Annotated in this window: 13 protein-coding genes; 6 read left to right on the forward strand and 7 right to left on the reverse strand. The window is 64.6% G+C overall.

From position 1 onward, the window contains the following. Positions 1-9: 9 nt before the first annotated feature. The 3 genes from JF515_RS13080 to JF515_RS13090 form a co-directional block, all read right to left on the reverse strand. Entirely contained in the window at positions 10-402 is a 393-nt protein-coding gene (locus JF515_RS13080) for a VOC family protein (RefSeq protein ID WP_203104876.1), read from the reverse strand. 243 nt (positions 403-645) lie between these two features. Further along, on the reverse strand, positions 646-1509 hold the full coding sequence (locus JF515_RS13085) for an SDR family oxidoreductase (protein ID WP_203104877.1): 864 nt from the start codon (positions 1507-1509) through the stop codon (positions 646-648). 27 nt (positions 1510-1536) lie between these two features. Then, the gene (locus tag JF515_RS13090) at positions 1537-2190 is read right to left on the reverse strand and encodes an O-methyltransferase (protein ID WP_203104878.1); all 654 of its coding nucleotides are present in this window, start codon (positions 2188-2190) and stop codon (positions 1537-1539) included. Between the two features lie 90 nt (positions 2191-2280). On the opposite strand from JF515_RS13090, the gene JF515_RS13095 reads away from it, so the two are divergent. The 5 genes from JF515_RS13095 (at position 2281) to JF515_RS13115 (ending at position 7807) form a co-directional block, all read left to right on the forward strand. After that, the gene (locus tag JF515_RS13095) at positions 2281-2910 is read left to right on the forward strand and encodes a TetR family transcriptional regulator (RefSeq protein WP_203104879.1); all 630 of its coding nucleotides are present in this window, start codon (positions 2281-2283) and stop codon (positions 2908-2910) included. Positions 2911-3070: 160 nt separating this feature from the next. Continuing rightward, positions 3071-4132: a TAXI family TRAP transporter solute-binding subunit gene (locus JF515_RS13100; RefSeq protein ID WP_203104880.1), complete on the forward strand. Its 1062-nt coding sequence runs from the start codon at positions 3071-3073 to the stop codon at positions 4130-4132. Between the two features lie 9 nt (positions 4133-4141). Next, on the forward strand, positions 4142-4654 hold the full coding sequence (locus JF515_RS13105) for a DUF1850 domain-containing protein (protein WP_203104881.1): 513 nt from the start codon (positions 4142-4144) through the stop codon (positions 4652-4654). A 52-nt stretch (positions 4655-4706) separates the two neighbouring features. After that, the gene (locus JF515_RS13110; protein WP_203104882.1) at positions 4707-6890 is read left to right on the forward strand and encodes a TRAP transporter permease; all 2184 of its coding nucleotides are present in this window, start codon (positions 4707-4709) and stop codon (positions 6888-6890) included. Between the two features lie 50 nt (positions 6891-6940). Beyond that, entirely contained in the window at positions 6941-7807 is an 867-nt protein-coding gene (locus tag JF515_RS13115; protein WP_203104883.1) for a PA4780 family RIO1-like protein kinase, read from the forward strand. A gap of 23 nt (positions 7808-7830) precedes the next feature. Here JF515_RS13115 and JF515_RS13120 read toward each other — a convergent pair whose 3' ends face one another. Then, a complete protein-coding gene (locus JF515_RS13120; RefSeq protein WP_203104884.1) occupies positions 7831-8664 on the reverse strand; it encodes an oxidoreductase in 834 nt (277 codons plus the stop codon). Between the two features lie 124 nt (positions 8665-8788). Here JF515_RS13120 and JF515_RS13125 point away from each other — a divergent pair, with 124 nt between their 5' ends. Beyond that, positions 8789-9742, forward strand: a complete 954-nt coding sequence (locus tag JF515_RS13125; RefSeq protein ID WP_338015221.1) for an AraC family transcriptional regulator — start codon at positions 8789-8791, stop codon at positions 9740-9742. On the opposite strand, the gene JF515_RS13130 is transcribed toward JF515_RS13125, so the two are convergent. From JF515_RS13130 to JF515_RS13140, 3 genes are all read right to left on the reverse strand, one after another. Next, positions 9739-10401 (reverse strand): hypothetical protein, encoded by a 663-nt coding sequence (locus tag JF515_RS13130; RefSeq protein WP_203104885.1) that lies wholly within the window; start codon positions 10399-10401, stop codon positions 9739-9741. The genes JF515_RS13125 and JF515_RS13130 overlap by 4 nt on opposite strands. An 81-nt stretch (positions 10402-10482) precedes the next feature. Beyond that, a complete protein-coding gene (locus JF515_RS13135; protein ID WP_203104886.1) occupies positions 10483-11034 on the reverse strand; it encodes a nucleotidyl transferase AbiEii/AbiGii toxin family protein in 552 nt (183 codons plus the stop codon). Next, a complete protein-coding gene (locus JF515_RS13140; protein WP_203104887.1) occupies positions 11018-11860 on the reverse strand; it encodes a type IV toxin-antitoxin system AbiEi family antitoxin domain-containing protein in 843 nt (280 codons plus the stop codon). The genes JF515_RS13135 and JF515_RS13140 overlap by 17 nt, the downstream gene beginning before the upstream one ends. Between the last annotated feature and the right edge of the window lie 256 nt (positions 11861-12116).

Here is a 12116-nt window from a genome sequence, read left to right on the forward strand (position 1 = left end):
GCCTTAGCGTCACCGGACCCGGTGGATGCCGCACAGCTTGTTGCCGTCCGGGTCCAGCACATAGCTCAGGTGCATGGCGCCCATGGCGCTCTCGCGCAGCCCCGGCGGATCTTCCACGGACTTGCCACCATGGGCCACGGCCACATCGTGGAATTCCTTTACCTGCTCCGGTGATTCGCACTTGAAACCGATGGTGCCGCCGTTGGCGCCGGTGGCCGATTCATTGTTGATCGGCTGACTCACGGCGAAGGTGCTGCCGTCATGAATATAGAACAGGCGCATATGCCCGGACGGGGATTCATTGCGGATCGCCTCGCGGGCGCCAAACACCCCAAGCACCGCGTCGTAGAAACGCTTGGACCGCTCGATATCGTTGGAACCGATCATCACGTGGTTGAACATACTGCTCTCCTTTGGTGCCGGCGAACCGCCGGCGTTTGTCATTTGCCAGAGACTATAACGGAACGCCGATCAGTCCGCCCGCCATCACAACATCGCGGCGGCCGAGGCAACCAGAACCACCGGAAACACGGGCTCAACGGAGGGCAGCGCCTCCTGTTTCTCACTTTGTCCGCTTCGATGATCTGATAGCCGGCGCTCTGGGTCTCCGCGTCCCGCTTCCGGGCGGTCACGAAGGCTTTTTCTTCAGACGTAGTAACCCGGCTCATCCAGGTCCTGCATGAGGCTCGGGCCCACCGGTGTCCAGTTCAGCGCGGCGCGGGTGAGGGCCGACGAGGCGGCCAGGTCGGCGCCGGCCATTCGTGCGAAGCCACCGAAATGCTCCGCGGGGCGGGCTTCGCCGGGCACGCCAAGCCGGTCGGCGATCTTGCGGGCGATGTCCCGAAACGGCACGGCCGGGTCGGCGATGGCGTGATAAACGGTGGCCGGCAGGCCCGCCTCCAGGGCCAGGCGGTAGACCCGGGCGGCGTCGAGTCGGTGCACGCCGGACCAGCAGTTGGCGCCGTCGCCGATCCAGGCGGAGACGCCGGTGCGCTTGGCCAGGGCGATGAGCGCCGGCACGAAGGCGTGGTCGCCCGCGCCGTGCACCGAGCAGGCCAGCCGTACCGTGGCCACCCGGACGCCACGCTCCCGCACGACCCGGGCCGCCGCTTCGGAACGGCGCGGCGAGGCCGGATCCGGCCGGTCGTTTTCGTTGGCGCCACGGGGCAAACCGGAAAGGCCGTTGGTCACCAGCAGGGGCGTGTCCGTGCCCACCAGCGCCGCACCCATCCATTCGATGGCCCGGGCGTCCTGGGCGGCGCTCTCCGCGAAGCGGGAAAAATCATGGTGGAAGGCGGTGTGTACCACCGCGTCGGCGTCACTGGCCGCCGCGGCCAGAATGCGGGCGTCGTCCAGGGTGCCGATCACGGGTTCGGCGCCTTTGCCGATCAGGGCATGGGCCTTTTCCTCGCTCCTCACCAACCCGGCCACCCGGTGGCCGTGGGCCAGCAGGTCACCCAGGATGGCGGAGCCCACCCAGCCGGTGGCACCGGTCAAAAAAATCTTCATGGGGATTCTCCGGAAACGGGCCCTGGATCAGGCCAGTTTCATGCTGAGTTCGATGTCCTCGGCGAACGGCACGGACAGATAAGCCGCGTCGTTATGAATGCGCTCGATGTACTCCGGGCTCTTGTCCGCGTCGTCGGCGACGATCCAGGCGCCGGGGCGCAGCCGTGCTTCCACCAGGTCAAGGATGTCCGCGTACAGCGCCTTGGCGCCGTCGAGCACCAGCAGATCGATCTGCTCCGGCAGGTCCCGGGACAACGTCTCCAGCGCGTCGCCCTCACGAATCTCGATCAGGTCTTCCAGGCCCGCTTCGCTCACATGGGCCCGGGCCCGCTGGACCTTGGATGGTTCGAACTCCGTGGAGATCACCCGGCCACCGCCTCCGTCGCGCAGGGCGGCACCCAGATGCAGCGTGGACAGCCCGAACGACATGCCGAACTCAACGATATGCCGGGCCTGCAAGGAGCGGGCGAGCATGTAGAGCAAGCGCCCGGTGTCCGGCGACACCGGCAGCCAGAGATCCTTAAGCCGGCCATACAGTTCGCGGTATTGCGTCTTGCTGCTGTTGAGCGTGGCACGTTCTTCGTCGGTGAAGGATTGCAGCGCGGGGCTGGTGGCGGCGTCCGTCTCGGCGAACAAGCGGCTGATCAGGTTGGCCAGCGGCGCGGAGGTTAAAGCAGTCATTGTGCTCTCCTGTTGAAGGGGGCTGATGAGTGGTGCTAAAAAATATATGAGCAATCCGTCAGTTTTTATATTCGCATTCAGGAACCGCCCATGGCCGAGCGCCCCAGCCCCCCTATTTCCACGAGAAAGGAGCCCAAACAGGCCCGCGCGGAACAGCTTCTGCGGTCGGTTCTGGAGGCGGCGGTTCAGGTTTTGGAGCGGGAAGGCGCCGCCCGTTTCACCACCGCTCGGGTGGCCGAACGAGCCGGCGTGAGCGTGGGCTCGCTGTATCAGTACTTCCCCAACAAGGCGGCGATTCTGTTCCGGCTGCAGGCGGATGAGTGGCGGGACTCCGCTCGCATGCTGGAGGGCATCCTCTCCCAACCCGGGCCACCGCTGAGCCGGTTGCGGCAACTGGTGCACGGCTTCATCGCTTCCGAATGCGCCGAAGCCCGGGTGCGCCAGGCCCTGGCGGACGCCGCGCCACTCTACCGGGACGCCCCGGAAGCCAAGGAGGCGCGCCAAGAGGCCGACCGGCTGTTCGACGACTTCATACTAGAGCTGCTACCGGACCTGGACGAACCCGAGCAGGACCTGGCCAGCGATCTGATCGCCTCCACCCTGACCAGCGTGGGCAAGTCGTTCTCCGGTAAGCCACGCGGCAAGGAGGAAATCGAGCGCTACGCGAACGGCATGGCGGATATGTTGTGCGGTTATGTGGAGCGGTTGAATCGCGGTTGAGGCTGGAGCGCTGACACCCCGGCAGGGCGGTGGCCAGGCGGGCGTTGTTCGACTTTGGTCTTAAGCCCCTTTCCTGGCGTAGTATCAGGCCATCACCGCTCGTAAGCTGTGGGCAGTCTCGATAACAGGAATAAACAACCACGAATATCAGGAGAGACCCATGCTAACTCGCACTCTGATACTGGCCGCCGTGCTGGGCTTGTCCGGCGCCGCGCTGACCGGCTGCAGTGATAACGGCAACGACGCCGCCAAGAAGGACGCGGACACCGACAATATGGCCGGCAGCGCCACCACCGAAACCTCCCAGGCCGACGCCGGCCAGCAGGAAGTGGATCTGATCTTCGGCACCGGCGGTACCTCCGGCTCCTACTACCCCATCGGTGGCGCCCTGAAGCCGGTGTTCGAAGCCAGCGACCAGGTCGGCCGGGTGCAGGTGGTGTCCACCGGCGCGTCGGTGCAGAACATCCAGAACATCCAGGACGGCCTGAACCAGATCGCCATCGTCATGAGCGACGTGGCCTATGACGCCATCAACGGCGAGAACCAGTTCGAGGGCGCCAAGGCGGACATCGCCACCCTGGCCGGGCTGTACCCGAACGTGGTGCAGATCGTGGCCACCGCGGACAGCGGCATCCAGGGCGTGGCGGACCTGAAAGGCAAGCGCGTCGGCGTGGGCAAGGTCGGCTCCGGCGTGGAACAGAGCGCCCAGAAGGTACTGGAATCCGCCGGGCTCACCTATGACGATCTGGCCCGGGTCAGCCACACCGGCTACGCGGACAGCGTCACCGAGATGAGCAACGGCAACCTGGACGCGGCTTTCTTCACCTCCGGCGTGCCCAACTCCAGCATCACCGGCCTGATGCAGACCAGCGACGTGACTTTCGTGCCGGTGGAAGGCGAAGTGTCGGACAAACTGCTGGAGGCCTACCCCTACTATGAGACCTACACCATCCCCGCCGGCAAGCCCGAGCGCTACGGGCTGGATAACGCGGTCACCACCGTGGCGATCCGAAATATTCTGATCGTGCCGGCGTCCATGGAGAAGGCGGTGGCCCAGGAACTGACCAAGCGCTTTGACGACTATCTGGGTTCCGACAAGGTATCCGTGGGGGCACTCAAGGACATCGACCCGGCCAGCATGGACCAGAACCTGGTGGTGCCGCTGCACCCGGGCGCCAAGGCGTACTACGATGACCGCGAAGGCGACGGCAACGGCGGCTAAAGACCGGGAATGGGCAAGTCCCGCCGATGGCCGTGGCTCGCTTTGATCGTGGCCGTGGGCGCCACGGTCACGCTGGTGCCGCTGCCGTGGCTGGTGGTACGGGAGGGCGAGCAAACCCGCTACGCCCTGCCCGGCCCCGCCGGCACCGGCTTCGTGCTGCAATGGACCCACTCGGTTGAAAAGGAAGACTGGCGGGAACGTTTTCAGGTTCAGCCGGACGGCAGCCTGATGCTGGTGGAAACCCGCTTCAAGACCTTTGGCGCCGGCGTGCCCGACCGGGTGGGAACGGAAACCCGGCTGGAAGACGGCTGGGTGGTTATGAGCGGCATTGAACGCCCCGTCGATCCGCTCAATGTCCAGGCCGCCGCCGCCGAGAACTATCGCCTGGGTTATCACCGGTGGACACTGGTGCTGAGCGCCCCCGGCACGTCGCCGGTGCTGACGTTCAGCACCCGCGACGCGACGCTGTTAACCGCGCTGCCCGCCTTGGCACGGGCCTTGGACAAATCATCGTTCCGCTGACCGCTGGCACCGCCGCGCGACACCAACGTGCTCGATTATTCTGGAGAGGCGCATGAGCCAGCCACCCACATCGGGGCCGACGCCGGACGATACCGATCCGGCGGTCAAGGAAGCCCTGGAAAAGTACGACCGCGAGAGCGTGGTCCGCGACGCTCTGCCGCGCTGGGCGGTGGTGTTCGTCACTACCGTGTGCGTATTGTTGGCGGCCTTCCATCTTTACACCTCGTTCTCCGGGCCGCTGGTGGACGTGGCCCAGCGCAGCATCCACCTTTACACGCTGCTGGCGCTGACCTTTATTCTTTACCCGATCACCAAGAAAGGCGTGCGCGACCGGGTGCCCTGGCTCGATCTGTTATTGGCCGCCATGGCTTTCGGTATCGGCACCTACATGCTGGTGGTGGCGGACCGGGTGATCGCTTCCGGCGGACGCATCAACACCACCGACATGATCGTCGGCGCCGTGGCGATCCTGATGGTGCTGGACGCCACCCGCCGGGTCACCGGCTGGGGCCTGACCCTGCTGGCGACCCTGTTTCTGATCTATGGCTTCTACGCCAAGCTGTCGTTCTACCCGCAGCTCAACGAGAACATTCTGCTGGCCACCGGGCGGCAAATCATGTCGCACCTGGTGTTCATCACCGAGGGCCTGCTCGGCACCGCCATCGCCGTGTCCGCCAGCTACATCATCCTGTTTATTCTGTTCGGCGCCTTTCTGGTGAAATCCGGCCTGGGCCAGTTGTTCAACGACCTGGCCCTGGCGGTGGCCGGCCACACCCGGGGCGGCCCCGCCAAGGTGGCGGTGCTGGCCAGCGGCCTGCTCGGTTCCATCAATGGCTCCGCCATCGCCAACGTGGTCACCACCGGCGCCTTCACCATTCCGTTGATGAAGCGCACCGGCTACAAGCCCAACTTCGCCGGCGCCGTGGAAGCCTCGGCCAGCGTCGGCGGGCAGATCCTGCCGCCGATCATGGGCGCCGCCGCCTTCATCATGGCGGAGGTGTTGTCCGTGCCTTACACCCAGGTGATTCTGGCCGGCATCATCCCGGCGCTGCTATTTTATCTGGGCGTGCTGTTCCAGGTGCACCTGCGTGCCATGCGCAACGGCCTGGAAGGCATTCCCCGCTCGCAACTCACGCCGATCCGTGAAGTCCTGCTCAAGCGCGGCCACCTGTTGGTGCCCATGGCGGTGCTGCTGTGGCTGCTGTTCGAAGGCCGCGCGCCCTTCTTCGCCGCCTTCTGGTCCATCGCCGCCACCGTGCTGATCTGCGGCACCCGCAAGGTCACCATCGGCCTGAGCGTGCTGCTGGCGCTGCTGATTTTCGAGCCGCAACTGCGCGCCCTGGCCCTGGGCCACGCCATGCCCACCATGCCGCTGAGCCGCTGGAGCCTGTTCGCGGTGATCGCCCTGCCGGTGGTGATCAACGCCCTGCGCGCCCGGCTCGGCCTGGAAGCGGAAAAGATCGACCTGGCGGACTGCCGCGATGCCATGACCAACGGCGTGCGCAACTCGATCCCGGTGGCCCTGGCCTGCGGCGCCGTGGGCATCGTGGTGGGCGTCGCCACCCTCACCGGCATCGCCCTGGACGCCGCCGACGCCGTGGTACAGCTGGGCCGCTCGATCCCGTTCCCGACCCTTCAGCTGCTGGTCACCCTGCTGCTCACCATGGTCGCCTCCATCGTGCTCGGCATGGGGCTGCCCAGCATCCCCACCTACATCATCACCAGCACCATGGCCGCGCCGATCCTGCTCAACCTGCCCCTGTTCCGCGAACTGGCCGGCAGCAACGACACCGCGATCTTCGTGGCCCACATGTTCGTGTTCTACTTCGGCATCTTCGCCAACCTGACACCGCCGGTGGCCCTGGCCGCCTACGCCGCCGCCGGCATCAGCGGCGGCTCGCCCAACGCCACCGGCTTCCAGGCCATGAAACTGGCCATCGCCGGCTTCCTGGTGCCCTACATGTTCGTGTTCGCCCACAGCATGCTGATGATCGACGCCACCCTGGCCAACACCCTCTGGGTCATCGTCACCAGCGTGATCGGCGTGCTGCTCCTGGCGGTGGCCGTGGAAGGCTACCTGCGAAGGCCCCTCAGCCCACCCTGGCGCCTGCTCGCCCTGGCCGGCGCCCTGGCGCTGATTTATCCGGGCCTGTGGAGCGACGCCTTCGGCGCCGTGGCGGCGGTGGTGCTGTTTTTGCTAGCAAAGCAAAAGGAGGAGATCACCGATCCGGTTTGAGGGGCCCGCCCAGGGATGCCGGGGCCCGGCGAATAGCGTATAAGGGCGGCATGAAAACCCCGAAACGCCTACAGCCCCTGGTCGACGACGGCCTGGTGGACGAAGTGATCAGCCGCCTGATGAGCGGCAAGGAAGCCGACATCTACGTGGTGCGCTGCGGTGACAAGGTGCAATGCGCCAAGGTCTACAAAGAAGCCGCCAAGCGCGGCTTCAAACAGGCGGTGCACTACCAGGAAGGGCGCAAGGTGCGCAGCACCCGCCGCGCCCGCGCCATGGAGAAGGGCTCCCGCTTCGGCCGCGACCAGCAGGAAAAGATCTGGCAGACCGCCGAGGTGGACGCCCTGCGTCGCCTGGCCGCCGCCGACGTGCGCGTGCCGCGCCCCTACGACATGCTGGAAGGCGTGCTGCTCATGGAGCTGATCACCGACGACCAGGGCGATGTGGCGCCCCGGCTCTGCGATGTGGTGCCCTCCGAGGAGCAGGCCCTGGAAGACCACGCCCAGATGATGCGCTACGTGGTACGCATGCTGTGCGCCGGCCTGGTCCACGGCGACCTGTCCGAATTCAACGTGCTGCTCGACGCCTACGGCCCGGTGATCATCGACCTGCCCCAGGCGGTCAACGCCGCCGCCAACAACCACGCCAAAGCCTTCCTGCTGCGCGACGTCCACAACATGACCCGCTATTACGGCCAATTCGCCCCGGCCCTGCTCGACAGCCGCTACGGCGAGGAAATCTGGGCGCTCTACGAAGCCGGCGAGCTGCACCCGGACACGCCCCTCACCGGCGAATTCCAGGACGCCGGCCAGGCCGCCAACGTGGAAGACGTGCTCGCCGAAATCAAAGCCGCCTTCGAGGAAGAACAGGAACGCCTCCGCCGCGCCCGGCCGGACGAGGACGAAGGCGCCGCCCACTGACCGGCGGCCTGTCCGCCACGGAGCTACCCATCCGTGGACCGGCTCAGCGCCTCCCATTGATCGATCTCGGCGGCCAGCGCGGTGAGCTTATCGCGTACCAGACCCAGCGCGTCACTGCCCAGCAGCAGATGGGCCGGCGGTGCCTCGCTGTCGATCACCGCCAGCATGGCGCGCGCCGCCTTCACCGGGTCGCCAAGCTGCTGGCCGCTTTTTGCTTGCCGCGCTTCGCGGATCGGATCGAACAGGGCGTCGTAATCGGTGATCGACCGGGGTGTGCGGACCATGGAACGGCCGGCCCAATCGGTGCGGAAGGAACCCGGTGCCACCGCCGTCACGAACATACCGAACGGCGCCACCTCCTTGCCAAGCACTTCGGAAATCCCTTCCAGGGCGAACTTGCTGCCACAGTAATAGGCGATGCCGGGCATAGTGATATAGCCGCCCATGGACGTGATGTTGAGGATGTGCCCGCGGCGGCGGCGGCGCATGTAGGGCAGCACCGCCCTGGTCATGGCCACCGCCCCGAACACGTTAACGTCGAACTGCCGGCGCATGGCGTCCAGCGGCGACTCCTCCAGCACGCCTTCTTGACCGTAACCGGCGTTGTTCACCAGCACGTCGATCTCGCCGACACTCTCTTCCACCTCGGCGATCACGCCCTCGATGGTCTCGAAGTCGGTCACATCAAGCAGGCGCCCGAAGGCGCGGCTGGCGTCGAGCGCCTCGAAGGCCCGCTTTGCCTCGGCAGTGCGCACCGTGCCCACCACCCGGTGGCCCTCGGCCAGGGCCTGCTCCGCCAGCGCCCGGCCAAAGCCGCTACTCACACCGGTAATCAACAGGGTTTTGGAAACCGCCATTTCGATACACTCCAACCGTCACGGAAGAGTGCATACTATTCTCCGGGCGCCACCCGGAAACGCTCCCATCTTCTCTTTTTATTGCCTATTCTTATAAATACCTCAGCCGCGTCACCGAGCCACCGTGAATCCCTCCAGCACCCCGGCCACCGCCCACCGCCCGACCCTGGTGGAACTGCTCGCCGCCCTCGCCCCCGAGGAGGGTTACAACCTGACCGCGCTGCCGGACGTGCGCGTGCTGCGCTCTGACCGCCCCCTGGCGCGAACCCCGGTGCTCTACGACCCCGGCATCGTGATCGTCGGCCAGGGCCGCAAGCGCGGCTATTTTCGGGACCAGGTCTATTGCTACGACGCCCGCCACTACCTGGCGGTCTCCGTGCCGGTGCCCTTCGTGATGGAAACCGATGCCTCCCCGGAACAGCCCCTGCTGGCGGTGTACATGCATCTGGATTTTCAAGTGGCGGCGGACGTGATGATCCAGATCGACCACCAGGGCGCCCCAGCGCCCACCGCCGCCCCGCAAAGCATGATGTCCAGCCCCCTGGACCCGGCGCTCACCGACTCATTACACCGCTTTCTGCAAGCCCTGAACGATCCCCTGGAAGCCGCCGTGCTCGGCCCGGCGCTGGTGCGGGAACTGTACTTTCGCGTGCTCACCGGCCCCCAGGGCCAGACCCTTAGGGCGGCGCTGACCCTGCAAGGCCGGTTCGCGCAGATTCGGGACGCGCTGCGGCGCATCCACACCTGCCACGCGCAGCCGCTCAACCTCTCTGAACTGGCCCGCGACGCGGGCATGAGCGTGCCCAGCTTCCACGGCCACTTCAAAGCCATCACCGGCATGGCGCCCATGCAATACGTGAAATCCACCCGGCTGCACCAGGCGCGGCTGCTGATGGTGCGCCAGGGCATCACCGCCAGCGCCGCCAGCCTGGCCGTGGGCTACGAAAGCCCCTCGCAATTCAACCGGGAGTTCAAGCGCCTGTTCGGGCTGCCCCCGGCCCGGGAAGCCAAACGCCTGCGCGACAGCTTCGCGCTACCGCCGGCCCATGAGGGCGCGGAGTTTGTGTCTTCGCATTAGGGGTTGGCGAGCGGATTGGTTGCGTCATCGGGGATGTTTGTTTCACTGGCTTGGCGTTGTATTTCCCGGCGAACGCGATTCGCGGAATAGGCTGAGCGGGACGACAACACCGACGCCCAACCGCCCAAATTCAAGAACACCCAGACTTTCCACGAACCGAGCGGTTCGCTGTGCCACGCCAGCAACGCATAGAGCACCCAAACCAAGACCCCCATGGATAACGGAACAAAAACCAGCCCAGTGCCAATGCCGGCCCACATCATCCACCGATCAAACCGTCCCAGCCGTACCTCGAACTCGCCCTTTTCATAGCGAACAAAAGGCATGGCTCGCTTGAAATGTACGAAAGAAAGACGCCCGGCACTTCGCTCGTAGATCCGCAGCAAGGCTTCACGCGGCGCCTTCTCCAACATGATCCCGGTGGCGGCATGGAAATGCTCCGTGGCGGCCTGTTGCTGAAGGCATACCCTTTCCTGGCCTTGCACCCATTCCGAATTCAAAGCGGCTTCCACCGCTTTTAAACGATGCTTTTTTCGTTCAACAAGGATGGGGTGAAACTTATGCGCATTCAGTAGAACGATCACCACCAGTAAGACGATGACAAGCAGCAGATTGCCCTTTTGCAGGCCTTCCGCCATAACCCTGGTGAACTCTTCCATCCTCTCTCCCCCATTCCGAAAGAAATTTTTAGTTTTTCCATACTTATCGTAGTCACACTACGATATCTGCAATCCGGGCGGTCACTCAGCCTGCCTGGCGATTCGGTTAAGCGACTGTTCCAGATGTTCTTTATCCGCATCCCGCTTTGCCTCGGACCGCCGGACAAGATTATGCAGCTTGCGGCGCACACCTGGCAGCTCCCGAGCCTGGGGTAAGCCGATCAGTGCAAAATCAGGTCGTTCATCCTCCACCGACCACAGGAAGGCGCGCGAGGGCTCATCCAGCCAACCCGTGACCCATCTTAGCAATCGCGCCCGACCGTCCAGCAGTTGATCCGCGCTGACCGGCTCGGCGGTCATGCCCTGAAAGTGGGAGTCGAATATGGTGTGGAAATCCCTGGGTTCACTGGGCTGCAATATCTCCCAGGCCGGCTTAGGGTTGCAGGTCAGGTAGACCAGAAAAGTGCGCCAGAGCGATAGGTCCGCCCGCTCATCGTCCAGTAGCAAGCCGACATCGAAGAGATCACGAGGGTGTTGCCGAGACAGCGCGGCCGCCAGTTTGCCGGCGTACAGATCAGCGAAATCGACCAGCAGCTGCACCCGATCCCTGTAGCGGCTATCCCAGGTGCTCATCCAGGTCTCCCGGCAACGTTATCTGGTAAGTCGGATGCAGACGCCCTCCTGATACCAGCGACCGCTTGCCGGAGCCCAGATCGACACCTTCCATGGAGACATGGGCCAACCAGGCATGCCGATGCCGTTCCGCCAGAGCGAGAAACAGCCGTTTGGCTTTCACACTGCGACAGTGACGCAACAGCAGCCCCACCCGCGCCGGTCGCAGGGTCGCCATTCCCTGCATCAGGGCATCCACCTCATACACCAGCGCCGCCCCCGGCGGCCGATCACACAGCTCCAGCATCGCCCGTTCCGGTGAAGAGCAAACGATGCCGTCCAGCTCGGCCAGCCGGCCCAGCCCTTGAGCCAATAACTCTCTGTCAGACGTATTAGCTGTAAGACCTGGCAACGCCAGATCAAAAGGCGCACCGCCGCAGAACTCGAAACGCGCTTCAAGCGGTAACTTCGCCACCCACCCCGGCGGCCGATCCGGACCATACAGGGTCACCACGGGAGCCTCTCCCAGGCGCAGATAATGCTCATACCCCTGTAGGGCCAGCGCGAAGCGCCCCCCCACATACAGCGACAGGCCCTCACGACTTTGCAGGCTACGCACCACCGACGGCCATTCCAGCCGTCCGCCTTTACGCAGGTAAACGCCACGCACCGGGGACTCCAACCAACCGCTGGCCACGTAGCGCGCCACCAGGCTGGTGGAATAACCGTGGGCTCGCAGCCAGCGACTGGATACCAGGGTGGTGTCATCCAGGCCGGACAAGAGCCGGTTTATGTGACTTATCTTTTGCTCACTCATAGTGAGTAAAATAGCGCCAAAGGAAACCATTGCCAACTACAACTTAGTTTATTAAAGGATGAATTTACTCACTTTAGGCGAGCTTTATCGCCTGGATGCAAACCAAAACGTCGCTTAGCGACCAAGCCACAGGATCGCTCTGGAGCGCGGCAGGCAACAGTGGGCAAAAACGGAAAAAGGGGTCAGTGAGGAGAGACAATCCCTGTCAGCGATATCGCCGGGTGCAAACGCAAATCGGGGCTGGCATCAGCACGCCTTCCAGCCCTGCCAGCCGCCCCAAACCCGA

Source organism: Alloalcanivorax marinus (assembly GCF_016785095.1).
Taxonomy (GTDB): Bacteria; Pseudomonadota; Gammaproteobacteria; order Pseudomonadales; family Alcanivoracaceae; genus Alloalcanivorax; species Alloalcanivorax marinus_A.